The following is a 21,193-nucleotide window of genomic DNA, read 5'->3' as shown; positions in this document are numbered from 1 at the left end:
CCGAATAAACGAAAACAGCCCGGCCGTCGGGTACGACAGCCGGGCTGTTTAGCTGGCAGAAATGGCGCTAATTACAGCCGCCGGATCTGCGCGCCCAGGGCCGTGAGGCGCTTGTCGATGTTCTGGTAACCCCGGTCAATCTGCTCTACGTTTTCAATCACGCTGCGGCCGTCGGCCGAGAGGGCGGCAATGAGCAGGGCCACCCCGGCCCGGATGTCGGGCGAGGTCATGGTGATGCCGCGCAGGCGGGTGCGCTGGTCGAGGCCGATAACGGTAGCGCGGTGTGGGTCGCAGAGTATCACCTGAGCGCCCATATCGATGAGCTTATCCACGAAAAACAGCCGCGACTCAAACATCTTCTGGTGAATGAGCACCGTGCCCTTGGCCTGAGTAGCCACCACCAGCACAATACTCAGCAGATCAGGTGTGAAGCCGGGCCAGGTATGGTCGGAGATGGTGAGGATGGAGCCGTCGAGGTAGGTGGCAATTTCGTAGTGCTCCTGAGCCGGAATGTGAATATCGTCGCCCCGGAACTCCAGCTGAATGCCCAGCTTGCGGAAGGTATCAGGGATGATGCCCAACTCCGGAATCTGGCAGTCCTTGATGGTGATTTCCGAGCCCGTCATGGCTGCCAGCCCGATGAAGGAGCCGATTTCAATCATGTCCGGGAGCATCCGGTGCTCGGTGCCGCCCAGGCGCTCCACGCCTTCAATGGTGAGCAGGTTGGAGCCAATGCCGTTGATACGGGCGCCCATGCGCACCAGCATCTTGCACAGCTGCTGCAAATATGGCTCGCAGGCGGCATTATAAATGGTGGTGGTGCCCTTGGCAAATACGGCGGCCATCACAATGTTAGCAGTGCCCGTCACCGAGGCTTCATCCAGCATCATGTAAGTGCCGGTAAGGCCATTATCGGCCTTGATGCGGTAGAAGTCGGTGCCTTCCAGCGTGAGCTTGCCGCCCAGCTTCTCCAGGCCCAGGAAGTGCGTATCCATGGGCCGGCGGCCAATTTTGTCGCCGCCCGGCTTTGGCAGCTGGCAGCGGCCAAACCGGCCCAGCATGGGCCCCAGAATCATGACGGAGCCTCGCAGAGCGCCAGCCTGGGCAATAAACTCGGGCGTATCCAGGTAGTCGAGGTGTACGGCATCGGCCTGGAACCGGTACGTATCGGACGAGAGTTTGCCCACCTTCACGCCCATGTCGCGCAGCAGCTCAATGAGCTTGTTCACATCCCGGATGTCGGGGATATTGGAAATCGTGACGGGCTCATCGGTGGCCAGCACGGCGCACAGAATCTGGAGAGCTTCGTTTTTAGCGCCCTGAGGCACGATTTCACCTTTCAGCGGCTTGCCGCCAATTACTTCAAAAGAGGCCATTCTAGTGTTGAGAGGTGAGACGGTGAGACATGAGAAGTGAGACTATGTTCAAAGGCAAAAAATGCCAGAACGTAGTCTCATTTCTCATATCTCACCGTCTCAGGTCTAAATAAAAAACTTACTGCGGCGGTTGCTGGGGTTCCTGGCGGTTTTTTTTGCCCCCCCGGCGCTGCTTGTCGCGGCGGTTGTTGTTGCCGCCCCGGCGGTCGGAGCGGCCCTCTCGCTCCTGCCGGGGCTGGGGTACAATAAACGGCGCGGGGCGGCCACCAGTGGCTGCCTGAGTCGAAAACTCAAACAGATTCTGAGCATCTACCTGAGCCGGATCCAGGGTCAGCTGCCCACCGGAAAGCTCCTTCAGATGCTTGAGAATGGTGACGTCCTTGGCGTTTTCCTTGTTGTGGGAGCGGTACAGGAACTTCATGGTGCGGCCAATAACCACGGTAGCCTGCTCCCGCTCGGTGGGGTCGGTCAGGGTCAGGGCCTGCTCCACCAGCTGCTCCACGGCCCGGCCGTAGGCCCGAAACTTGGGGCCTTTGCTGGGGTAGGCCACGCGGGCCGGGGCTTTCAGGTGGGCCTGGGCCACCAGCGGGAACGGCGCATCCACGTCCAGTTCGCCATCGGCCATTTCGTAGAGGTGGTTCCACACTTTCTGCTGGCCGTCGGGCTGGTCGCGCAGGCTGGGCTGAATGCGGAAAATCATCTGTACAATCTGCTGGGCGCGGCGGGTGCGCTCGGCGCGGTCTTCCACCTCGCGTAGCTGTTGCACCAGCTGGAAAGTGCTCTGGCCGTATTCGCGCTGGAGCAGTTCGTGTTTATGAAGAGAGGGTAAGGTCATGTGGGGATTAGTAATCTGAGAGGGGAGACAAGAGGGGTGAGACCCAGCCCGCAGTGGGTAAACAAAGGCCTCTTCTACTCTACATCAATTCTCTATGAAGAAAAAGAGCCGGCCGTTCTAACCAGCATGGTTGATTTCGGCCAGCAAAGCCCGCAGGCGGGTATCAGAAATAGTATCCTGTTCCGACTTATCGTAAATCGAGGCTAAATATACGGTAGTTGCGCCAGTAGCCTCCTGCCGCAGCTGCACGACCACGTAGGTAATTATGCGCATTCCGCCGCTTTTGCCGCCGCCCTTGCTGCGTACCGTCAGCCGGATTTTGTAACAGCCCCGGCCCAGTGGCGTGCCGAGTTGGGGATTTTCCCGGAGCTGTTCACCTAATGCCCGAAGTTCATGGGCTAGGGAAGCAAATTTTTTGCGTAGCGTCTTGGCCTCCCGCTGGAAGGTTGGACCGGGAATAAGTACTACCTCACTCATGCAGGGTAGCTTCCTCCTGGTCCAACTCGTCCAGAAATTGCTCGAACGTCATCTTCGGCGTGCGGCCGGCTTCCATATCGGCAATGTCGCGGAAGGCTTCGGTGAGGCGGGCACGCATGGCCGCCTCCTGCCGCACCGTTTCCAGTTCCTTTTGCAGCGCCTGCCACTGCGCGTACGGAATCTGGACGGCTTTGCGCCGGCCTTTGTCATCCGTGAGGTAGGTGATGGAAATGGTCATCAGCTCAAAAGTAACGCGGGGCCGGCATCAGCCCAGCACCCGCAATTTCGCAAAACTTAGCAACAAAGTCTTTTCGCCCACTTCCTCAAACTGGATAATGGCCTTGGTGGAGCCCTGCACGGTTTCGAGCTTGCTCACAATGCCAAACCCAAACTTGGGGTGCTCCACCCGCTGGCCCTCCTGCAGGTTGCTGGTGTCGGAGGGTTTAAAGTCGGCGGGAGCTACGTATTTGGTGGCCACAGTTTTACGCGGGGCCGGGGGAACCAGGTTGCTGCGGCGCTCAAATACGTGCCCAAACGGCGACTCGCCCGGACCGGCGCGGTCGGGCCCGGGGCCGGCGGAGTATTTGAAATCCACGAACTGCGGGTCAATTTCATCCAGAAAGCGGCTTTTCTCGCAGCTGCGCAGATTACCCCACTGGTAGCGGGAGGTAGCGTAACTCAGGGTCAGCTTCTTCTCGGCGCGGGTAATAGCCACGTAAAACAGCCGGCGCTCCTCCTCCAGGTCGGCCCGGGAGGTAATCATCATCTGGCTCGGAAACAGGTTTTCTTCCAGGCCCACAATGTACACGTTGCGGAACTCCAGGCCCTTGGCCGAGTGAATGGTCATCAGGGTCACCTGCTCGCCGTCCTGCTGCCCGTCTTTGGTGTCAGCGTCCGTTACCAGGGCAATGTCTTGCAAAAAGGCCCCGAGGCTTTTCTCGTCCCGCTCCGGGTCCTCCACGAAGGCCTTGATGCCGTTGAGCAGTTCCTGAATGTTCTCGTAGCGCGAAAGGCCCTCGATGCTCTTGTCGGCATACAGCTCTTCAATCATGCCCGAGTTCTTGGCAATGAACTTGGCCGCCTCAAAGGCATCCTCTTTGGCTGCCACGGCGGTGTAGGCCTTGATTTTCTCGGCGAAGTCGACAATCGGGTTGGCCGTGCGGGTGGGCAGAAACTTATCGGCGTTGCTCACTACCTCCCAGATGGTGTGGTTGGTTTCCTCGGCCGAAGACAGCAGCTTGCCCAGCGTCGTGTCGCCGATGCCGCGCTTGGGGTAGTTAATCACGCGGCGCAGGGCCTGCTCGTCGTTGGGGTTGACGGTGAGGCGCAGGTAAGCCACCAAATCCTTAATTTCCTTGCGCTGGTAGAAGCTCAGCCCGCCTACAATCTTGTACTTGATGTTGAGCTTGCGCAGTGCCTCCTCCATAGCCCGGCTCTGGGCATTGGTGCGGTACAGAATGGCAAAATCATCGTAGGACAAGTGCTGGTTCATCTTGTCCTCGTAGATGCTGTTGGCCACCAGCTTGCCCTCCTCGTTGTCGGAAGCGGCCTTGAACACCTCAATCAGCGGGCCTTCCTCGTTGTCGGAGAAAACGTCCTTGCGCAGCTGGGCCTGGTTGTTTTTGATGACGGAGTTGGCCGCCTTCACAATGGTTTTGGTGGAGCGGTAGTTCTGCTCCAGCTTAAACACCTGCAACTCGGGGTAGTCCTTCTCGAAGTTGAGGATGTTCTGAATATCCGCCCCCCGGAAGGCATAGATACTTTGGGCATCGTCGCCCACCACGCAGATGTTGCGGTCCTTGGCGGCCAGCTTGCGGGCAATCAGGTACTGGGAGTAGTTGGTGTCCTGATACTCGTCCACCATCACGTAGCGGAACACGTGCTGGTACTTGTTCAGCACATCGGGGTGGTCCTTGAACAGTACGTTGGTCTGGTAGAGCAAATCGTCGAAGTCCATGGCCCCGGCCTTGAAGCAGCGGTTGGCGTACTGCTGGTAAATCACGCCCAGCTTGGGCCGCAGCGCCGCCTCATCGTCCTGCCGGATTACGGGGTCATTGAGATACTGCTGCACCGAAATCAGCTTATTCTTGGCCGCCGAAATCCGCCCCAGCACCATATTGGGCTTGTAGAGCTTATCATCCAGCTCCAATTCCTTCAAAATCTGCCCGATGAGGGTTTTGGAATCCTGGGTATCATAGATGGTGAAGGAGCGAGGGAAGCCGATTTTGTCCGCCTCGGAGCGCAGGATACGGGCGAAAATGCTGTGGAACGTGCCCATCCACAGGTTTTTGGCGTTCGGGCCGACTACCTTCTCAATGCGGGCGCGCATTTCGCGGGCGGCCTTGTTGGTGAAGGTGAGGGCCAGAATGTGGTGCGGGTCCACGCCTTTTTCCAGCAGGTGGGCAATGCGGTAAGTGAGCACCCGGGTTTTGCCCGAGCCCGCACCGGCTATAATCATGCAGGGGCCTTCCGTGTGGAGCACGGCTGCCGCCTGCGAGGGGTTCAACAGCGAATGATAATCGAGTCCCATAGGGTCAGTCAGAATCGGAAACTAAGCTTTTTGGCTTGTTAGCAAAGGTAGGGCTTTCGGGTGGGGGATGGAAATGCAGAAGGGTTGCAGAGGCGCGCCACTTTGCATCTCCTGCCTGAACAGCATCGTTAGCAGGTACCGTTCAACGCGGAGACGCGAAGTGGCGCGCCTTCGCGACTGTCTGCCAACTCAGAAACAATTGTGTTTGCCTGTTGAGGCGGCCTCAGCGGGCGAAGCCTACTGGTTTCAGGCTGTAAGGAGGCCCGCCCGTATCTTCGCTCTATGAACCCCGCTACGCTGCCCGCTGCCCCGTTTCCGCTGTCCATTCTTTGCCTCTCGGATAGCTGGGGCGGGTTGGAGCTGAACACGGCCCGGTTTGCGGGCTGGATGCGGGAGCGGGGCTGGCCGGTGCAGCTGGTAGTGCGGCCCAATTCTCCGCTGGCCCGGCGGGCCCAGGAAATGAGTCTGTCGGTAGTACTCTTCGAGAACCGCTGGAAAGCCCTGGACGTGCCCGCCGCTCGCCGCTTAGCGCGGGTGTGGGCGCAGTTTGGCACCCGCGCCGTGCTCATCACCCGCAACGCTGATTTGGGCGTGGCCGTGCTGGCCAAACGGTTGTTCAGCCCCGGTATGGCGCTGGTGTATCAGCAGCATATGCAGCTGGGCCTGGCTAAGCGGGGGGTGGTGCATACGCTGCGCTACAATGCCCTTGCGGCTTGGCTCTCGCCTTTGCCCGGCCTGGCCCGGCAGGTGCTGGAAAAAACCCGGCTGGCCCCCGAAAAGCTGCACGTCGTGCCCTTGGGCGTGGACCTGGCCAAGTTCACGGATGCGCGGCTGACCACCGCCGAAGCCCGCCGCCGCCTGCAGCTGGAGCTGCCCGCCGGAGCCGTGCTGCTGGGCCTCATCGGGCGGTTTGATGACGGTAAGGGCCAGGATTTCGTGGTAGAGGCCCTGGCTCGGCTGCGGCCCCGGTTCCCGCAGCTGCACCTGCTGCTGGTGGGCGAGCCTACCCGCAACGAAGGCACCGCCTACTACGACGCCCTGCAGGGCCGCATCCGGGAGCTGGGCCTGACCAACGCGGTGCACCTGCGCGGCTTCACCCCGGAGCCCGAAGTAGCCTACCGCGCCCTGGATATTTCCGTCACGGCCTCCGTCAACGAGACTTACGGCATGGTCACCATTGAGGCCCTGGCGGCGGGCCGGCCGGTGGTGGGGGCGGCGGCCGGGGGCACCCGGGAATTGCTGGCCGACAACCGAACCGGCCTGCTGTTTGGGCTGCGTGATGTTGATTCGTTTGCCGCCTGCATCGAGCGGCTGCTCACTGAGCCGGGCCTGGCCGAGCGGTTAGGCGCGGCAGGTCAGGCCGAGGCGCTGGCTACGTATTCGCACACCCGCCAGTGCGAGCTAACGGAGCAGGTGCTGCGGGCGGTGGCGGGGTAATTCGGTATCTTTGTGGATAAATTCTACGCAGTGTTTCGCAGTAGCAGGCGCAGTGGTTGGCAGTGAACGGCCACCGCGAACCACTGCGCCTGCCACTGCGAAACACTGCGCGCAAATCCCATGATTCAGATCCAGCATACTATCATTTCCGACGACGTTCGGGATAATTTCTTTGTTTGTAACCTCGAAGCCTGCAAGGGCGCCTGCTGCGTGGAGGGCGACCTGGGCGCGCCGTTGGAAGAGGAGGAACTGCACATCCTGCAGAACGAATATGAGGCCATCAAGCCCTTCCTCACCGAAGCCGGCCGCCAGGCTATAGCCCAGCAGGGCCTCTACATCAAAGACTGGGAAGGCGACTACAGCACCACCACCATCAACGACCGGGAGTGCGCCTACGCCCTCTACGACGAGAAAGGCATCCTGAAATGCGGTATTGAAGATGCTTGGCGCGCTGGGGCCACATCGTTTAAAAAGCCCATCAGCTGCCACCTGTACCCCATCCGGGTAACCAAGTACGACGGCTTCGAGGCCCTGAACTACGACCGGTGGAGCATTTGCTCACCCGCCTGTTCCTTCGGGGCTAACCTGGGTGTGCGGGTGTACCAGTTCCTGAAAGACCCTCTCATCCGCAAATACGGCGAAGCGTGGTACCAAGAGCTGGTGACGGAAATTGAGCAGGGCGGGGAGGAAGCAAAGTAGCCTAGTATCGACGGCTCACTGCCAGTACATCCTTCACAAAGAAGGGCCGACCAACTGGCCGGCCCCTTTTCGGGATTCACTCACATGTGAAAGTGTTGGCGGTTAGTTCTGCCAGGTTTCGGTGCGCGTCTGGCTGGCGCCGCTGGGCGTAAAGGTGCGGTTGGCGCCGCCCTCGTAGAGCACGTTGCCGGCCGCATCCTTGCGGATATACTTGTACTGCACGCTGGTGCCGCTGGTCAGGTTGATAGTGCCTTTCCACACGGGGAAAGAAGCGCCGCTGAGCTTGATAGCATTGGCCGTATTCCAGGCCCCCAGCTGCGCGGTGCTGCCCAGCACGTACACATCCTGCCCCGATACCGTGCCGCTGTACGTCACATTGAACGATACGGCCGTGGTGCCGCCGGTGGGGGGAGGAGTAGTAGTAGTGCCGCCGGGTACCCATACGGCGTAGCTGCGGCTGTTTACCGGAAATACGCCGGTACCATTGGCGTCGGTGGTTACCGTACCGCTGGTATTACCGGTTTTGTCGGTGAGCGTGGCGCTCCTGAAGGGCGTGGTGATGGTTTTCGAGCGGCTCGAGCCCCCGTCATTCAGCAGCAGCAGCAGGCCTTTATGGGTGGCGTCGCCGGCACGGGAGTAGGCATATACATCGGCGTCGTTTACGCTGGTATACTCGGCGGCAGCCCCGTAGGCATTGGCCTGGCGAATGCCGGTCAGGGTTTTGATCTGGTTGCCCAGGCCGTAGTTGTAGTAGTCTTTGTAAAACACGCAGGGGTAGCCGTTGGCGCGGGTCAGAATGTAGGCGTAAGCCAGCATTTTGAGGTTGGTAACCGGCGAGTACAGCGCGCCGGGGTGGTCGGTGTCGTGGTTATCCACGAAGCTTACCGACAATGTGGGATTCGACTCAGTGAAGCCCGCAAACTGCAGGCCGCGCATATCCCAGGCTCCGTTGCCGTTGCTCATGTCCTGGAACGTGTAGTGCAGCGGCACGTCGAACAGACTGGTGCGGCCCCCGGTAGCGGCGGCATAGTTCTTCAGGTCCTGCAGGTTGCGGAACCAGGCCTCGCTCACGGCAAAGCGGCCGTTGGTTTTCACCGCGTCCAGCCACTGGTTTACGTAGGGCGTATAAATGTGCTTGGTGGCATCGAGGCGGTAGCCGTCGAGGCTCATTTTGGCCGTAATCCAGTTGCCCCAGTTGATGGTCTCGGTTTGGTTGGCCGCGTTGTTGTTGTACTGGATTTCTGAGCCCAGCAGGTTATCGTAGGCGTCGTTGTTGGCATAGGGCTGAAAGTCCCAGCTCTTCCACTGGTACCAACCGTTGTTGGGAGCCTGCTGCGTACCGGTGAAGTTGTTGAAGCCCCACTTGTAGGCGCTGTAAGTGGTGCCTCGACCAGGGAAGTTAAACTTGGTATATACCAGGTTGCCGTTCACATTCTCCTGTGCGTCGGCCCAGGCCATGTGGTTCATCACAATGTCCTCATACACTTGCAGGCCCTGGCCCTTGAAGGCGGTAATAGCCGACTGCAACTGTCCAACGGTGCCGTAGCGGGTGGCTACGGTACCCTTCTGGTTGAATTCGCCCAGGTCGTAGCGGTCATACACGCCGTAACCCACGTCGCTCTGGCTACCACCTTTATAGGCCGGGGGGAGCCAGAGGGCCGTAATACCAGCCGCCTTCAACTCGGCGGCCCGGGAGCCCAGCACCTGCCACCAGGTGCCCTGGGCATTACTGATTGGTACGTCCCAGTAAAAGGCCTGCATCATCACGCCATTGGTCACCACGGCCTGTTGGGTGCTGGTTTGGGCAGCGGGTGTGGCCGGCCCTGTCAGTTCTTCTTTGGAGCAGGACGACAATACGCTACCTGCCGCCAGCAGCCCTGCCAGGGCGGCCGTCAGTTTGTTGATCATAGACTTGTGGGTGTTTTGGTGGGTAAGAAAGAACGGTGCAAGTATAGGGGTTACACACCCGGATTATGCAATATGAGGCATTGATTTAGTGAGTGCTCACTAACCTGTTTTTGCCCTTAATTATGAATGTTAATGATGCTGTCTTATCCAAAGTTGTCCAATTCAAGTAAAGCAGATTCTTTGTAATGTTCTATTTGCAATTTATAATGCCTGGTTGATGCAGCAGCACTAACAAGATTTTGGCCTAACAGCAACGGCCCGGCTCCTTCGAAGGAACCGGGCCGCGTATAACGGACTAACCTGTGTAGCCTACAGACTCGAGAAATCGAAGGATGTTTCCAGGAACTTAGTCGTGAAATTGCCGGATTTGAAATCTGGGTTATCCATCAGCTTCAGATGGAAGGGGATGGTTGTTTTCACGCCTTCTACCACAAACTCACTCAGTGCCCGCTTCATCTTTACGATGCACTCTTCCCGGGTTTGGGCCACGGTGATGAGTTTGGCAATCATGGAGTCGTAATTGGGCGGAATCTGGTAGCCGGCATACACGTGCGTATCTACGCGCACCCCGTGGCCGCCCGGAATGTGCAGCACCGTAATTTTGCCCGGCGACGGACGGAAATCCTTCGAAGGGTCTTCGGCATTGATGCGGCACTCCATGGCGTGCATCTTGGGCGAGTAGTTGTTGCCGGTAATGGGAATGCCAGCTGCTACCTTGATCTGCTCCTTGATCAGGTCGTAATTGATAACTTCCTCTGTTACGGGATGCTCCACCTGAATGCGGGTATTCATCTCCATAAAGTAGAAGTTCCGGTCCTTATCTACCAGAAACTCAATGGTGCCCACTCCCTCGTAACCAATGGCCGCCGCGCCGGCAATGGCTGCCTGCCCCATTCGCTCCCGTAAGTCGTCGGTCATGAAGGGGGAGGGAGCTTCCTCCACCAGCTTCTGGTGGCGGCGCTGAATGCTGCAGTCCCGCTCCGAGAGGTGGCACACGTGCCCGTACTGGTCGCCGCACACCTGAATCTCGATGTGGCGGGGCTCTACCACAAACTTCTCCAGGTACATACCGTCGTTGCCGAATGCCGCCTTCGACTCCGTACGGGCATCATTCCAGGCTTTCTCAAACTCGTCCTCGGCATTGATGATGCGCATACCGCGCCCACCGCCGCCGGCCGTAGCTTTCAGAATAACGGGGTACTTGATTTTGGCAGCAATTTTCTTGCCCTGCTCCACCGAGTCCAGTAGGCCCACGGACCCCGGAATACAGGGTACGCCGGCTTCAATCATGGTAGCCTTGGCCGAGGCCTTGTCGCCCATGCGGTTAATCATATCGGGCGAGGCTCCGATAAATTTGATGCCGTTTTCCTGGCACACCCGCGAAAATTCGGCGTTTTCGCTCAGGAAGCCGTACCCCGGGTGGATGGCATCGGCATTGGTGATTTCGGCGGCGGCAATCAGCGTCGGAATGCTCAGGTAGCTCTGCGAGGAAGCCGCCGGACCAATGCACACGGCCTCATCGGCAAAGCGCACGTGCAGGCTTTCCTTGTCGGCCGTCGAGTATACGGCTACCGTTTTAATGCCCATTTCCTTGCAGGTCCGAATCACGCGCAACGCAATTTCGCCCCGGTTGGCAATCAGTATTTTTTTGAACACAGTTTCTTGAATTATGAGTTATGAGTTATGAGTTATGAAATGAGAAATCAGGATGGTTGTAAACCAGCGGCGAATTCATCATTCATCATTCATCATTCATAATTCCAAAAATTACATTGGCTCAATCAGGAACAGCGGCTGGTCATACTCCACGGGGGAGGCGTTTTCCACCATTGCTTTCACCACGCGGCCTGAGTGTTCGGCCTCGATTTCGTTGAACAGCTTCATCGCCTCAATAATGCAGATGACCTGACCTTTCTCTACTAAGTCGCCTACCTGCACGAAGGCCGGCGAATCGGGGCTGTTGCTGCGGTAGAAGGTGCCAATCATGGGCGACTTCAGGGCTACGTGGCTGGCGCTGGCGGCTTCGGCGGCGGGGGCAGCAGGAGCCACGGCCGGGGCCGGGGCGGCGGGAGCAGTAGCGGGAGCCGGGGCAGCGGCGGGAGCAGGAGCGGCGGCCGGCATAGCAACCCCGGAGGTTACCACTTTGGTGTTGGGCTCGCGCTGTACCGAAATCTTAAACTCTTCGGTTTCGATGTTGACTTTGTTCAGACCCGACTTGGCAATGAAGTCGATCAGGTCCTGGAGCTCTTTGGCTTTCATGGCAACTAGGGAGGGCTTGGTGGGCTGCTTATTTGACTCTTTCGACATAGGAGTAGTCGCTCGTCTTGATGCGGATTTTGGTGTCGGTATCAATGAACAGCGGCACCTGAATCCGGGCCCCCGTTTCCACAATGGCTGGCTTGAGGGTGTTGGTTGCCGTGTCGCCCTTGAGGCCGGGCTCGGTATAGGTTACTACCAGCTCTACCGTAGTAGGAAGTTCGGCCGTAAGGGGCTGTTCGGTTTCGGCATGGAACAGAATGGTCACCACCTGGCCCTCCTTCATGATATCAGCAAACGGTACCATGGCCTCAGGCAGGACTACCTGCTCGAACGACTCGTTATCCATGAACGTATACCCGTAGTCGTCTTTGTACAGGTACTGGTGGGGGCGCTGCTCCACGCGGGCCGTTTCCACTTTCACCCCGGCGTTGAAAGTGTTGTCGATAACGCGGCCGGTCTTGATGTTGCGCAGCTTGGTACGTACAAAAGCCGGGCCTTTGCCGGGCTTCACGTGTTGGAATTCGGTGATGACGTGCAACTCGCCGTTGTAGTTCAGAACGAGCCCGTTGCGGAAATCTGCAGTGGTGGCCATGGAAAAGAATTAAAAATTAGGAATTAAAAATCAAGAAGCGTAAAACCATGAACTGGCCAGGAAACAGCCTACGTAGGGGCGGATGACGAGCCAATTCTTAATTTTTAATTCTCAATTTTTAATTAAAAAAAAACGTGCCATCCCGAGAAACTGGCGGGGCGGCACGTCGGGAGTGCAAGTATAGGAGGTTTTCCGTATTCGCGCCGCTGGGGGTTAGGCTGTACGCGGGTCGGGAGTAGGGTCGTAGGCCCATTTCAGGTACAGGGAGCCCCAGGTGAAGCCCCCGCCGAAGGCGGCAATAATCAGGTTGTCGCCCTTGTGCAGTTGCTGCTCATAGTCGGCAAGGCAAAGCGGAATGGTGCCGTTGGTGGTATTGCCGTACTTATGAATATTCAGCATTACCTTCTCCGGACCAATACCCACGCGGTTGGCTGTAGCGTCGATAATGCGCTTGTTTGCCTGATGCGGCACTAGCCAATCAATGGTATCAGCGTTGAGGCCGTTGCGCTCCGCTACCTGAGCGGCCACGTCGGCCATGTTTTTTACGGCAAACTTGAACACGGCTGAGCCTTCCTGATACACGTAATGCTCCCGGTTAGCTACGGTTTCGGAGGAAGGCGGCCGGCGCGAGCCACCGGCCTTCTGGTGCAGGTACTGCTCCCCGTTGCCATCAGAGTGCAACTCCTGGTCGAGCAGGCCCAGACCTTCAGTATTCGGTTCGAGCAGCACAGCCCCGGCCCCATCCCCAAAAATAATGCAGGTAGAGCGGTCCGTGTAATCGATAATGCTCGACATCTTATCGGCTCCTACCACCACTACTTTTCTGTAGGTGCCGGTGGCAATGAACTGGGAGCCGGTTGCCAGCGCATACATAAAGCCCGAGCAGGCCGCCTGCATATCGAAGCTGAAGGCTTTGGTAGCACCCACAGCCGCCGAAATGATATTGGCCGTAGCCGGAAATACCAAGTCGGGAGTCGTCGTGGCGCAAATCAGGAGGTCAATATCTTCGGCTTTGTTACCGGTTTTGGCCAGCAGCTGCTCCACGGCCTTAATGCCCATTACGGAGGTACCCTGATTTTCGCCTTTTAGGATATGACGCTCCTGAATTCCGGTTCGGCTCAGTATCCACTCGTTGGTGGTATCCACCAGGGTTTCGAGCTCTTGGTTGGTAAGCACGTAATCGGGCACATAGGAGCCGACTCCGGTAATGGCAGCGGTAATCTTCATCAGCAAAATGAGGGAACAGCAGATGCGGTAAAGGAAAAGTCCGGCGCGGCGGCCGGACTTACAGTCGCTCTTTAGGACTTAAACGTGTTTTTTATCTGGTCGGCAATGCCTGAGCTGGCCATCTGGTAGCCCTGCAGCAGCATGTTGCAAATGGCAGTAGGCGTACTTACGCCGTGGCCAATGATGGCATTGTCGTTGATGCCCAGGATAGGGGAGCCCCCCACTGCTTCGTAGTTGAACTTGTCGAGGAAGGGGTCATGGATGTTTTTCTCGGCAATAACATCGTACACCGATTCCGCCATTTTCAGCACCACGTTGCCCGTAAACCCGTCGCACACAATTACGTCGGCCTTGTCGTTAAACAAGTCACGGCCTTCGATATTGCCAATGAAATGAATATGGGGGTTCACTTTCAGCAGCTGATGCGCAGCCTGGGTAATAGCCGTGCCTTTGCCTTCCTCCTCACCCAGGTTCATGAGGCCTACTTTGGGCTTCTCAATGCCCAGCACGTACTGGGCATACAAGGAGCCAAGCTCGCCGAATTGCTCCAGCATTTCGGGCTTACACTCGGCGTTGGCTCCTACATCCAGCATAATCCCCATACCCCCGTGCACTTTGGGGACAAAGTTGGCAATGGCCGGGCGCAGCACACCGGGTACGGCCTTCACACTAAACATAGCCCCCACCAGCATAGCACCCGTGTTACCGGCTGAGCAGAACGCTTCCACCTCCCCGGTTGCCAGTAGCTTATATCCAATGGCAATACTGGAATCCTGCTTTTGCTGGTAGGCTTTGGCCGGATGCTCCCCCATCTCAATAATCTGGGAGGCAGGTACGAGAGAAAGGTCGGCGGCAGCCGCCCCATGCTGTTGTAGCAACGGGCGTACGGCATCTTCCTGGCCGATAAGCACTATCTGGGCCTTGCCGGCCAGCGCTTGGGCGGCCAGAACGGCCCCATCGACGGCGGCCTGAGGAGCAAAGTCGCCCCCCATTGCGTCCAGGGCTATCTTCATGAATGGAGAATCAAAGAGGTCCGGGAGAGAAACCTCGGGCCGCACCGCACCGCCCGGCCTAGCCCTGACCAAGTCAGCGGGCTACACCCGGGCGGTGGTAATGGCTGCGGAGCCGCGAGGCAATAAGCAGCTAACGTGCGACTATTCTTCGTCGTTGTCGGGAGCAGCCGGGGCGGCTACGGGAGCATAATCTTTGATGGCAACTTTACCATTCAGGTACAGGTCACCGTCTACCACGTAGGCTTTGTGACGCAGGTGAAGCTCACCCGTGGTGGAGCACACCGATACTGCTTTAGGAGTCAGTTTGTAGTGGCTACGACGCTTATCACGGGTAGCGGAGGAGGTCCGGCGCTTAGGATGTGCCATTTCAGAGAAAAATTAAAAATGAAAAAGTAAACAGAGAAGAATTACGCGGGCCAGGGCCTAATTCAGGTTTTTGAGCGCATTCCAGCGCGGGTCAATGGTATCGTCATCGTCCGAGTCATCGTCGCCCTCCTGGCGGGTGGTGAAGATGAGCTTGGCGTCGGCGTCGGGGTTTTCGTCGGGCTCATTCTGGAAGCGGGGGTGCAGCTTCTTCATGGGCAGAGCCAGCCCAATGTAATCGAACAGGTGCTGGGCGAGGGGCAGGGTTTGCGTATCCGGGGTAATCTGCAGCACGTTGTCATCCAGCTCCTGGTTATGGTCGCCGAACCGGACCAACAGCTGTTCCTGCGCCTCAATTTCCTGGTCATACTCATCCAGGCTCCGGTCGCAGATCTGGCGCACGGTGCCGTGCAGGTCGAAATCCACCGTAATGAGCCGGTCGGTTTTGGTAAGGGTTACTTCGGCGTGCACGCGGCCATCCGGAATCAGCTCCTGGTCGAACTGCTCGAAGAAGGAGCGGTCCAGGTCGAACGCAAAATGGTGCGTTTTATCGGCCAGCCGGGCAATGTTGATGTCGTATTGCGAGTCCTTCTTCACGGGTATTCAGTTGCAAGGGGGCAAAAGTAGGAAGTTTCCCCCGGTTGGTAAATGCAGCAGCGGATGGTAGTGCCTCAGGCGTTCTTCAGAATAAAGTCGGAAGGAATGCCCAGCCGCTCGTACAGGCGCTTGGCCAAATCAAGCGTTACACGCCGCTTCCCGCTCAGAATCTGCGAGAGGCGGCCGGCCGGTACTTCCAGCAACTCGGCCAGCTCTTTCTGTTTCAACCGCATCTGCTGGCGCTTCAACTCAATCATTTCAGCCAGCGAGGTCGGCAGATTGGGAATCGGCAGCAGGCCCAGCTTACTCTCGTAGGCATCCAGGGCCGTAATCAGCTCCCGGAACTCAGTCTCAAGCGTGCTGTTACCTTCCACACCCGCCGCCACCAGCGCATCCAAGCGGCGCAGGGCAGTACGGTAATCAGATGGAGTGGTGAGCGTCATGAAACAGATGAAAAAGCAAAACGGAACCGTAATGGCTCCGTTGATTACGGCTGCAAACTTACAACTGAATTTTAATTCAGCAAAGTAAATTTCATTTTTGGAAAGAAAGTTATCGAAATGTATACAGGAGCAACGGGTGCCCCAAGCTGTGCTTCGGTCCGTGCCGGAGAGTAATGGCCCTCCTACGCGAGCCGAAGCACAGCTCCAGGATACCCATTCTGCTACTCGTGGCGGCTGCTGCGCGGAGCTGGCCCCGGAACCAAGGGCTTGATTTCCGCTTCTGACTTGCGGTAGCGCACCAGTTCACAGGCCATGTACAAGGCTTCGCGGAACGACGTTTCATCTGCCTGGAATTTGCCGGCCAAGCCATAGGCTGTGCCGTGGTCGGGGGAGGTGCGGATGACGGGCAGGCCGGCCGTAAAATTTACACCCCGCTCAAAGGCTAGCGTTTTAAACGGAATCAGGCCCTGGTCGTGGTAAAGCGACAGAGTAGCATCAAACTGCTTGAACTGGCGGGTGCCAAAATAGCCGTCGGCCGGGAAGGGGCCGTAGGCCAGGTGGCCTTCTGCCTGCAGCTGCTGCAATACAGGGGTTACTACGCTTGCTTCCTCGGTGCCGAGCAGGCCGTTTTCGCCGGCGTGCGGGTTAAGCCCCAGTACGGCCACGCGGGGCTTGGCAATGCCAAAGTCGTTTTTGAGCGAGTGTAGCAGGATGCGGAGCTTAGTGGCCAGCAACTCCTTGGTCAGGCGGGTGGGTACGTCCTTCAGCGGAATATGGCCCGTTACGGTGGCCACACGCAGGTCGTCGGCGGCTAGCAGCATCAGGCTTTCCCTGGCCTCGAAAAAGCTGGTCAGAAACTCCGTGTGGCCGGGGAAGCGGAAGTCATCGGCCTGGGTATTCTCCTTGCTGATCGGGGCGGTTACCAGGGCATCGAGCAGACCGGCTTTCAGGTCGCGGGCGGCGGCCAGCAGACTCAGGCGGGCCGCCGCGCCGCTGGCCTGGCTGGGCTGGCCAGGAGTGAGGTGGTAATCCTCCTCCCAGCAGGTAACGGCGTTATGCTTGCCGGGGGCAATATCGGCCGCTTCCCGCACCTGCCGGAAAGTTAGGGGCTCCTGGTCGGGGTTCTGGGGAAAATCGTCGAAGAGGACGGCCGCCGTACCGTATACTACTGGCGTGCAAAACTTGAGCAGGCGCTTATCCAGGAAGGTTTTATAGATGATTTCCGGGCCAATACCGGCCAGGTCGCCGACGGAAATACCAATACGTGGGAGCATTCTGGGAGGTAATGTGGTGATGAAGTAAGAAGGAGGTGATGAAGGGTGTGACAGGTCATCATTTCGAGCGAAGTCGAGGAATCTTGCGTGCTGATGTCAGAGTTACCATTGCAACGTCAGCACGCGAGATTCCTCGCTCCGCTCGGAAGGACGTGCATTTACTTCAAACCCTTCAGAAATGCATAAGTGGAGCGGATGGCCGTGCCGGTGCCGCCCTTGCCGCGGTAGGAGTCGGGGGCGGTGAGGAAGGCAGGGCCGGCAATATCGAAGTGCACCCAGGGGTAGCCCTCGGTGAAGCGCTCCAGAAACTTGCCAGCCGAAATGGCGCCGGCTTCGGCTTTGCCCAGGTTGCTGATGTCGGCAATGGGGCTCTTGATGTGGTCGGCGTACTCATCCCAGAGCGGAAATTCCACTAGCCGCTCGTGGGTGGCGTCACCCGCTTTCTTGAGGGCCAGCATGGTGTCTTCATCGGCGGTGCCCATGTATACGGTACCCTCCGTGCCGATGGCCCGCACGGCCGAGCCCGTGAGCGTGGCGTAATCGAGTACCAATTGGGGTTCGTATTTTTTGGCAAACGCCAAGGCATCGGCCAGAATCAGGCGGCCTTCGGCGTCGGTGTTCATTACTTCCACCGTAAGGCCGCTGTACATGGTAATCACGTCGCCGGGGGCCAGGGCGGGGCCGCCGGGGCGGTTGTCGGTGGCGGGCACCAGTCCGATGACGTGCAGGGGCACCTTGTTGCTGGCCAGGGCCGTGAGCACACCCACTACCACGGCCGCACCGGCCATGTCGCACTTCATCAAATCCATGCTGTTGGGCGTGGGCTTGAGGCTGAGCCCGCCGGTATCGTACACTACACCCTTGCCCACCAGCACAATAGGCTTGGCGTTGGTAGCCCCATCGGGCTTGTACTCCATAATGGTGAAGGTGGGCGGCTCGGGGCTGCCCTGGTTTACGGCCAGCAAACCGCCCATGCGCAGGGCTTCAATACGCACCAGGTCCAGCACTTCTACGTGAAAGCCGGCCTGCTCTCCGGCCTGCTCGAACTGTTGGGCCAACTGGGTGGCGTTGAGATGGGAGTAGGGCATGTTTACCAGGTCGCGGGCCAGGTACACGCCCTGCAGTACGCCATCCAGCTCCTGCACCTGCTCCGCCGTCAGTCCGGGGCCCACCAGCGTCAGCTGCTGGAGCGTGGCGAGCTTCTTCGATTTCTCGTCGGTTTTGTAGCCCTCGAACTGGTAGGCGGTAAGAGCCAGGCCCTCGGCGAGCGGCAGGGCGCCGGTATGCGTCAGGTCGCAGATATAGAGCTCGACAATTTTATCGGCCTTCAGATGAGCGTGCAACTGGTGGCCCGCTTTGCGCAGTGCTTCCGCCGACAGCGCGGGCGTTTTCTTCTCCTCCGCTACTATATAATACAGGTGGTGGGTGTACTGATTGATGCTAATCAGTTTATCGTCAGCTGCCAGGCGGGTGGCTACGTGGCGACGGGCCGCTTCGGGCAGGTCGGCGGCGGCATTGACGGGTAGCTCCTGCGTGCCGGCCGGCAGAATAAAAACGGCGTCGGCAATGGCAGGGAAATCGGTGGCGTAGGAGAGGGCTAGGGGCATGGCGAAAGGCAGATGAGGAATAAGGCACCAGCCTGCTTTGGCTCCAAACAGGATGAAACAGCAGCCACTGGCGTATCTTTAGGCCGTGAAGGTAATAGGTAGTGAGTAGTTGGTAGCAGGTCGTTGGAGGAAAGGTAACTCCACTGTAGTTCAGGCACTGGATACGTCCTTGTGAACTTCCCGCTTCCTGCTGCCATTTTGTCCCGACTATCCTACCACTCACTACCCACTACCTACTTCCACCTCATGGATTCCGTCAAAGCCAAAAAGCACCTCGGGCAGCACTTCCTCAACGACCCCAATATTGCCCGCAACATTGTGGAGGCCCTGCGCCTGCCCGACGGAGTGAAGGAGGTGCTGGAAATCGGGCCGGGCATGGGCGTGCTGACCCAGACGCTGTTGCAACACCCCGAGTACCGCACCTCGGTGGTGGAAATTGACCGGGAATCGGTGGAGTACCTGGGTCGGCACTACCCGGCGCTGGAAGGCCGCATCTACTCCCAGGATTTCCTGAAAATGGACCTGGGCAAGCTCTACGACGGCCAACCCCTGACCATCATCGGCAACTTCCCCTACAACATCAGCTCCCAGATTTACTTTCAGGTGCTGGCCCACCGCCAGCAGGTGCGCGAGTGTGTGGGGATGATTCAGAAGGAAGTAGCCGACCGCCTGGCCGAAGGTCCCGGCTCCAAAACCTACGGCATCCTGAGCGTGCTGCTCCAGGCATTCTACCATATCGAGTACCTGTTTACGGTGCCCCCGCACGTATTCAGCCCCCCGCCCAAGGTGCAGTCGGCGGTTATCCGCCTCACCCGCAACGCTACGGAGCAGCTGGCCTGTGATGAAAAGCTATTCTTCAAAGTGGTGAAGCAAGCCTTTTCTACCCGCCGCAAAACCCTGCGCAACGCCCTCAAGCCGCTCGGTATGCCGCCCGAAGCCACCACTGACCCCATCTTCGACAAGCGCGCCGAGCAGCTCAGCGTGGCCGATTTTGTGGGCCTCACGCAGCATGTAGAGCATCAATTAAATATGAAAAGGTAAAAATGGGACCGTTCGGTCGAGTTGTTGCAGTTGGACTTGTAGTGCTGTGTATAGGTTTGCTTGGCGGTTGCCGGTGGCTAGTGAGTTTGCTCCCCGATGAAGACCGGATAACGCATGTAGCTGATAACTACTACACGGCCGCAATGGACAATACCGGCACAGCACTGCACTGGTATCCGGAGGATGGGGGCTATGGTACGGAGCCTTTATTGTGGGCTGTGTATGACACGCAACTCTGTGGTAGTCAGCTTGTGGTGCGGGCCGGTACAGGTCTTTATGTGGTGTACCCCGTGCAGGTGCAATCCTTGGAAGAAGCGCGGCTGAAGCAGCAAGGACCTTTCGAACGAAAAGAATTGATGGACACGTTACTGCGCCTCACCGGCGACACTGCGCTTCATCAGGTCGGACCCTTTTAATTTTTAATTCTCAATTTTTAATTGAAAACCTCCCTCTGCCTCGTCATCGACGAAATGCACCCCAGCCTCCCGGAGTACCTGGAGCCTTTGGGCGTGACGCTGCACTACCGCCCCGATCTGAAGGCGGCCGAAGTGCCCGCTGCCCTGGCCGCGCACCCCTACGATGGCCTGGTGGTGCGCTCCAAGCTGCGCGTGACGCGGGAGCTGCTGGCCCACGGCCCGCACCTGCGCTACGTGTGCCGGGCCGGAGCCGGGGTCGACAACATTGACGAAGCGGCTCTGGCCAAAGCCGGCGTAACGCTGCTCAACGCCCCCGAGGGCAACCGGGACGCGGTGGGCGAGTACGCCGTGGGGTTGCTGCTGGCCCTGTTTCGCAACATTGCCCGTGCCGACCAGGAGGTACGCAACGGCCAGTGGCGGCGCGAGGCCAACCGGGGCGAAGAAATCGGGGGCAAGATAATCGGGCTGCTGGGCTACGGGCACATGGGCCGGGCGTTTGCCCGGCGCCTCCAGGCCTTCGGCTGCACTGTGCTGGCCCATGACCATGACCCTGCAATAGAGCCTGATTACCACGCCACATTGGTGTCGTTGGCGGAGCTGCAGGAGCGGGCCGAGGTACTGAGCCTGCACATTCCGTATTCGGCGGCCAACCACCACTTCGTAAATGAGAACTTTCTGGCCGGCTTCCGCAACCCCCTGTGGCTGCTGAATACCGCCCGGGGCGAAGTGCTGGACCACGCCGCCGTGGTGCAGCGCCTGCAAACCGGCCAGTTGCGCGGCGCGGCGCTGGATGTGCTGGAAAACGAAAAGCTCGGCACCCTCACGCCCGAACAGCAAAACCGGTTTGAGCACCTGCGCACGGCTCCCAACGTGGTGCTCTCGCCGCATATCGGTGGCTGGAGTTTCCAGAGCTATGAGCGCATTAATAAGGTGCTGGCCGAAAAGCTAGGGGTGTTTTTGGGTGGGGTTAGAAGGTAAGCTCTGTCATCCTGAGCATTCCGCGCATCAAGCGGCGACGAAGGACCTTATTATGTTAGCACTATAATCGTACACAGCGACTTGTTCATGCGTTATAAGGTCCTTCGTCGCCGCTTGATGC

At 58.5% G+C, this 21,193-nt stretch carries 21 protein-coding genes; 5 read left to right on the top strand and 16 right to left on the bottom strand.

Annotated features, from left to right (window positions below; translation table 11 throughout):
- Positions 1-71: 71 nt before the first annotated feature.
- From murA to EI290_RS08330, 5 genes are all read right to left on the bottom strand, one after another.
- Entirely contained in the window at positions 72-1,376 is a 1,305-nt protein-coding gene (gene murA / locus EI290_RS08350; RefSeq protein ID WP_125428621.1) for a UDP-N-acetylglucosamine 1-carboxyvinyltransferase, read from the bottom strand.
- Between the two features lie 118 nt (positions 1,377-1,494).
- Positions 1,495-2,211, bottom strand: a complete 717-nt coding sequence (locus EI290_RS08345; RefSeq protein ID WP_125428619.1) for a DUF4290 domain-containing protein — start codon at positions 2,209-2,211, stop codon at positions 1,495-1,497.
- Between the two features lie 117 nt (positions 2,212-2,328).
- On the bottom strand, positions 2,329-2,688 hold the full coding sequence (locus EI290_RS08340; protein ID WP_125428617.1) for a hypothetical protein: 360 nt from the start codon (positions 2,686-2,688) through the stop codon (positions 2,329-2,331).
- Positions 2,681-2,926 carry a hypothetical protein gene (locus EI290_RS08335; RefSeq protein WP_125428615.1) on the bottom strand — a complete coding sequence of 82 codons (246 nt, stop codon included), beginning with the start codon at positions 2,924-2,926 and terminating at the stop codon, positions 2,681-2,683. The genes EI290_RS08340 and EI290_RS08335 overlap by 8 nt, the downstream gene beginning before the upstream one ends.
- Before the next feature lie 27 nt (positions 2,927-2,953).
- Positions 2,954-5,218: an ATP-dependent helicase gene (locus tag EI290_RS08330; protein WP_125428613.1), complete on the bottom strand. Its 2,265-nt coding sequence runs from the start codon at positions 5,216-5,218 to the stop codon at positions 2,954-2,956.
- 282 nt (positions 5,219-5,500) lie between these two features.
- Here EI290_RS08330 and EI290_RS08325 point away from each other — a divergent pair, with 282 nt between their 5' ends.
- Positions 5,501-6,655: a glycosyltransferase family 4 protein gene (locus tag EI290_RS08325; RefSeq protein WP_125428611.1), complete on the top strand. Its 1,155-nt coding sequence runs from the start codon at positions 5,501-5,503 to the stop codon at positions 6,653-6,655.
- A gap of 120 nt (positions 6,656-6,775) precedes the next feature.
- On the top strand, positions 6,776-7,354 hold the full coding sequence (locus tag EI290_RS08320) for a DUF3109 family protein (protein WP_125428609.1): 579 nt from the start codon (positions 6,776-6,778) through the stop codon (positions 7,352-7,354).
- A gap of 102 nt (positions 7,355-7,456) precedes the next feature.
- On the opposite strand, the gene EI290_RS08315 is transcribed toward EI290_RS08320, so the two are convergent.
- The 11 genes from EI290_RS08315 to EI290_RS08265 all read right to left on the bottom strand — a co-directional run bounded on the left by EI290_RS08315 (position 7,457) and on the right by EI290_RS08265 (position 18,637).
- On the bottom strand, positions 7,457-9,262 hold the full coding sequence (locus tag EI290_RS08315) for an alpha-amylase (RefSeq protein ID WP_125428607.1): 1,806 nt from the start codon (positions 9,260-9,262) through the stop codon (positions 7,457-7,459).
- A gap of 309 nt (positions 9,263-9,571) precedes the next feature.
- Positions 9,572-10,918: an acetyl-CoA carboxylase biotin carboxylase subunit gene (gene accC, locus EI290_RS08310; RefSeq protein WP_125428605.1), complete on the bottom strand. Its 1,347-nt coding sequence runs from the start codon at positions 10,916-10,918 to the stop codon at positions 9,572-9,574.
- A 111-nt stretch (positions 10,919-11,029) separates the two neighbouring features.
- Positions 11,030-11,521, bottom strand: coding sequence for an acetyl-CoA carboxylase biotin carboxyl carrier protein (gene accB, locus EI290_RS08305; protein WP_125428772.1), 492 nt, complete (start codon positions 11,519-11,521; stop codon positions 11,030-11,032).
- Between the two features lie 28 nt (positions 11,522-11,549).
- Positions 11,550-12,113: an elongation factor P gene (efp, locus tag EI290_RS08300; protein WP_125428603.1), complete on the bottom strand. Its 564-nt coding sequence runs from the start codon at positions 12,111-12,113 to the stop codon at positions 11,550-11,552.
- Positions 12,114-12,326: 213 nt separating this feature from the next.
- A complete protein-coding gene (locus tag EI290_RS08295; protein WP_125428601.1) occupies positions 12,327-13,340 on the bottom strand; it encodes a beta-ketoacyl-ACP synthase III in 1,014 nt (337 codons plus the stop codon).
- A 71-nt stretch (positions 13,341-13,411) separates the two neighbouring features.
- Positions 13,412-14,353: a phosphate acyltransferase PlsX gene (gene plsX / locus EI290_RS08290; RefSeq protein WP_125428599.1), complete on the bottom strand. Its 942-nt coding sequence runs from the start codon at positions 14,351-14,353 to the stop codon at positions 13,412-13,414.
- Positions 14,354-14,494: 141 nt separating this feature from the next.
- Positions 14,495-14,719 carry a 50S ribosomal protein L32 gene (gene rpmF, locus EI290_RS08285; RefSeq protein ID WP_125428597.1) on the bottom strand — a complete coding sequence of 75 codons (225 nt, stop codon included), beginning with the start codon at positions 14,717-14,719 and terminating at the stop codon, positions 14,495-14,497.
- A gap of 57 nt (positions 14,720-14,776) precedes the next feature.
- A complete protein-coding gene (locus EI290_RS08280) occupies positions 14,777-15,313 on the bottom strand; it encodes a YceD family protein (protein WP_125428595.1) in 537 nt (178 codons plus the stop codon).
- Between the two features lie 74 nt (positions 15,314-15,387).
- Entirely contained in the window at positions 15,388-15,756 is a 369-nt protein-coding gene (locus EI290_RS08275; RefSeq protein WP_125428593.1) for a helix-turn-helix domain-containing protein, read from the bottom strand.
- A gap of 221 nt (positions 15,757-15,977) precedes the next feature.
- Positions 15,978-17,030 (bottom strand): 4-hydroxythreonine-4-phosphate dehydrogenase PdxA, encoded by a 1,053-nt coding sequence (pdxA, locus tag EI290_RS08270; protein ID WP_125428590.1) that lies wholly within the window; start codon positions 17,028-17,030, stop codon positions 15,978-15,980.
- Between the two features lie 158 nt (positions 17,031-17,188).
- Positions 17,189-18,637 carry a leucyl aminopeptidase family protein gene (locus EI290_RS08265; protein WP_125428588.1) on the bottom strand — a complete coding sequence of 483 codons (1,449 nt, stop codon included), beginning with the start codon at positions 18,635-18,637 and terminating at the stop codon, positions 17,189-17,191.
- A 246-nt stretch (positions 18,638-18,883) separates the two neighbouring features.
- Here EI290_RS08265 and rsmA point away from each other — a divergent pair, with 246 nt between their 5' ends.
- The 3 genes from rsmA to EI290_RS08250 all read left to right on the top strand — a co-directional run bounded on the left by rsmA (position 18,884) and on the right by EI290_RS08250 (position 21,072).
- A complete protein-coding gene (gene rsmA / locus EI290_RS08260) occupies positions 18,884-19,678 on the top strand; it encodes a 16S rRNA (adenine(1518)-N(6)/adenine(1519)-N(6))-dimethyltransferase RsmA (protein ID WP_125428586.1) in 795 nt (264 codons plus the stop codon).
- Between the two features lie 143 nt (positions 19,679-19,821).
- Entirely contained in the window at positions 19,822-20,094 is a 273-nt protein-coding gene (locus tag EI290_RS08255) for a hypothetical protein (protein ID WP_125428584.1), read from the top strand.
- Positions 20,095-20,115: 21 nt separating this feature from the next.
- Complete coding sequence (locus tag EI290_RS08250) at positions 20,116-21,072, top strand: NAD(P)-dependent oxidoreductase (RefSeq protein ID WP_246008893.1); 957 nt, start codon at positions 20,116-20,118, stop codon at positions 21,070-21,072.
- The last annotated feature ends 121 nt before the right edge of the window (positions 21,073-21,193 follow it).

This window comes from Hymenobacter metallilatus, from assembly GCF_003944705.1.
Lineage (GTDB): Bacteria > Bacteroidota > Bacteroidia > Cytophagales > Hymenobacteraceae > Hymenobacter > Hymenobacter metallilatus.
Note: the sequence above shows the minus strand (reverse complement) of the source record. Positions and strands in the feature narration are given on the sequence as shown.